We start from the raw sequence: 3,020 nt of genomic DNA, 5'->3' as shown, positions 1-3,020 counted from the left end.
AGCAGCGTCGAGGAAAGGACCAGCGCGTTGCCTGCCCGGCAGTTTACGAGACTTTCCCCGGATCCGGCGATCCGGTTTCACGGAAGCAGGTCAGCAAAGCCCGGCCCCATTCCGGTGCCGCGCATTCCGGTGTCGCACGGTCGCGACCGGCTCGTCCGACGCCCTCAGGGGTGCTTGTTGCGAAAGTCGATCACCGCGCCGGCATGGTCGGGAAAGGGCGCGATCAGCGGCGCGAAGATCGCCGCCAGCACCACGGTCGCGACCATCAGCGCGCCGATCACCGCCACCGGGTTGGCGCGGAAGCGCAGCCAAGCCATGCGGCGCGCCGAGAGGATCTCGACCTGTTCCTCGACGATGGCGGCCATCAGCGACTCTCCTTGATGCGGATGCGGGGGTCGATCAGGCCGATCACCACGTCGATCACGAGGTTGGCCACGACGAAGAAGCCGCCTGAGACCAGCACCACCGCCATCACCGTGTTGAGGTCCTTCTGCAGGATCGCCTCGAGCCCGGCCGAGGCGAAGCCGCCCCATGAGAACACCATCTCGACCACGAAGGCGTTGCCGATCAGCGAGGCGAACTCGAGCCCCATGATAGTCAGCGGCGCGATCGCCGAGAGCTTCAGCAGGTAGCGGAAGGTGACCACCCGCGCCGGCACGCCGAAGCTGCGCAGCGTCTGGACATGGTCGCGGCGGCGGTGCTCGATCATCGCCGAGCGGGTGATGCGCATGATCTGCCCGATGCCGGACATGGCCAGCGCGATGGCCGGGAAGGCGAGGTGGCGCAGCGCGTCGGCGGCGATGTCGAAACGACCGGTCAACACGCCGTCCAGCACCAATAACCCGGTCGGCCCCTCGAAGCCCGTGAAGTCGCGTGATAGCCGGCCCAAGATCGGCCAGTCGGTCAGCCAGTAGGCGGCGCCAAGTTGCAGCAGGATCGCGAAGAGAAAGCTCGGCATGGTAACGCCCACCAGCGACACGATCCGCAGCACCGCATCGAAGGCGCTGTTGCGGTAGCGCGCCGCAAGCACGCCGAGCGGCACGCCCAGGCTGAGCATGATGACCAGCGTGACCAGCACCAGCTCCAGCGTCGCAGGCAGCAGCGCCGCGATCTCCTGCGCCACCGGCTGGCCCGAAATCAGCGAGTTACCGAAATCACCGCGGATCGCGCCGCCGAGGAAATCGATGAACTGCATCGGCAGCGGGTCGTCGAGCCCCATCTCGTCGCGCAGTTGGGCCACCTGCTCGGCCGAGGCGGTCGGCCCCAGCGCGATCCGCGCTGGATCGCCGGGCACCACCCGCGCCAGCACAAAGATCATCAGCGCCAGCACCAGAAACACTCCGGCGAAGCCGGCCACGCGTCTGAGTATGAACTCCAGAAATCCCGCCGCCATGCAGCCCTCCTTGTCTTAGGGACAAGCTGCCGCAAGGTCGCACTGCCGCGACAGCTTACAGGGGGATAGGTTTTCGACAAAGAGGGATGGGTTTCTATTTCGGCAAATGTCCCAGTCGCCGCGCCTCGGCCACCGCCGCCTGCCGCCCGCCGACCCCAAGCCGGGCATAGAGGTTGCGCAGGTGGAACTTCACCGTAGGCAGGCTGATCCGAAGCTGCCGGGCGATCTCCTTGTTGGGGCAGCCCTCGGCCAGAAGCAGCAGACAGCGCCATTCCTGCCCCGAGAATTCGCCGGAGGGCGCCACCGGCACCGCCCCGCGCCGCACCGCTTCGGGCACCCGCACCCGCCACGCCGCCGCGCCCCCCAGCCGCCGGTCCTCGACCAGAGGCATCAGGAAGCCGCGCTCCTCCAGCGCCGGGGCCCAGTGGCGGCGCCGCGCGCTGGTCTCCAGCAGCTCCGCGATCGTGGCCTTGGCGGTGGCCAGCGCGCCGGTCCGCCGCGCCGCGAAACCGGCCCAGATCTCGAGGCAGAGCCGGTCGCGCGCCGACAGCGCCGGGTTGTCGCGCAGCGCCGCGAGCCGCGCCATCAGCGCCGGGTGGCGCGGCTGCTCATAGACCTGCTGGCGCATCCAGATCATCGCCTGCCGCAGATCCTCCAGCGCGCGCAGATCCGCGAGGTTCTCGCCAGAGCTGTCCATCCACAGCCGGCCGATCCGCATAGCCATCCCCTCCAGCCGCAGCCGCGCCTCGCGCCAGCGCCCCGCGCCCTGCAGCAGCGCCACCTCGCGCTGCTCGATCAGGATCTGGAACCGCCGGGTGCGCCAGGCCTGCACACGCCAGCGCTCCAGATACCCCGTCGCCGCCTCGAGCCCGCGCAGCTGCATCAGCGCCTCGGCGCCGTAGGCCAGCGCCATCGCGGCAATCGAGGGCCAGATCTCGCCGAAGGCAAAATCCCGCGCCCGCTGCTCAGCGAAGCGCGCCATCGGCCCCGGATCGCCGGTCTCGTAATTCGCCACCGCGCGCAGCAGCTCCAGAAAGCGCCGGTCCTGCGGTACGTCGAAGCGCAGCTCCGCCAGCGCCGCCGCCGCCCGGTCGAGATGCGGCGCCGCCTCGCCGGGACGGCCGTCGCGCAGCACTATCACCGCGCGGTGGACATGGATGTAGAAGCTGAGATAGGGTGCCCCCGCCTCCTCGTAATGCGTCAGCGCCCGCGCTGCCATCTCCACCGCCTCGCGATGCGCGCCGGCCCGGATCTGCAGCTCCAGCACCGCGTTATAGATGCCGCCGCGCAGAAGCAGCTGGTCCGGCGCCACCGCGCCCAGCAGCGCCGAGGCCTCCGACAATATGTGCTGGCGCACCGTGTCGCTGCGGTAGATCGCCAGCATGATCCGGCAAAAGCCCAGCTGCGGCGCCACCGGCGGCCCGCTCAGCGGCCGCGACAGGTCGATCAGCCCCGGCGGCCCGGCCTTGGCCAGAAGATGCGCCGCCCGCTCGACATGCCCGGCCTTGGCGGCGACGAGAAAGGCGAGCCCCACGAGGTCCGGGTCCGGCCGGTCGCCGCCGCCCAGCCCCGCCAGCACCCGCTCGGCCGCCTCGGGCCCGTGAAGGTGCAGAAAGAACAGACCGCC

3 protein-coding genes are annotated in these 3,020 nt (G+C 70.0%); all 3 read right to left on the bottom strand.

Annotated elements, in window-relative coordinates; genetic code table 11:
* Positions 1 to 164: 164 nt before the first annotated feature.
* Positions 165 to 365, bottom strand: a complete 201-nt coding sequence (locus tag ACFDS3_RS20190; protein ID WP_375264121.1) for a hypothetical protein — start codon at positions 363 to 365, stop codon at positions 165 to 167.
* Positions 365 to 1,393 carry an ABC transporter permease gene (locus ACFDS3_RS20185; RefSeq protein WP_375264120.1) on the bottom strand — a complete coding sequence of 343 codons (1,029 nt, stop codon included), beginning with the start codon at positions 1,391 to 1,393 and terminating at the stop codon, positions 365 to 367. Before ACFDS3_RS20185 ends, ACFDS3_RS20190 begins: the two co-directional genes overlap by 1 nt.
* Before the next feature lie 94 nt (positions 1,394 to 1,487).
* Positions 1,488 to 3,020: LuxR C-terminal-related transcriptional regulator (locus ACFDS3_RS20180; RefSeq protein WP_375264119.1), on the bottom strand; the 1,533-nt coding region annotated here is incomplete at its 5' end.

The sequence above is a fragment of the Palleronia sp. genome (assembly GCF_042089775.1).
Lineage (GTDB): Bacteria > Pseudomonadota > Alphaproteobacteria > Rhodobacterales > Rhodobacteraceae > Palleronia.
The sequence above is the reverse complement of the archived record's forward strand: the minus strand, read 5'-3'. Positions and strand labels throughout refer to the sequence as shown.

Bases quoted from the DNA above. Each gene is read 5' to 3' on its own strand.
- ACFDS3_RS20190 (WP_375264121.1), bottom strand. From the start codon at position 365: ATGGCCGCCATCGTCGAGGAACAGGTCGAGATCCTCTCGGCGCGCCGC.
- ACFDS3_RS20185 (WP_375264120.1), bottom strand. From the start codon at position 1,393: ATGGCGGCGGGATTTCTGGAGTTCATACTCAGACGCGTGGCCGGCTTC.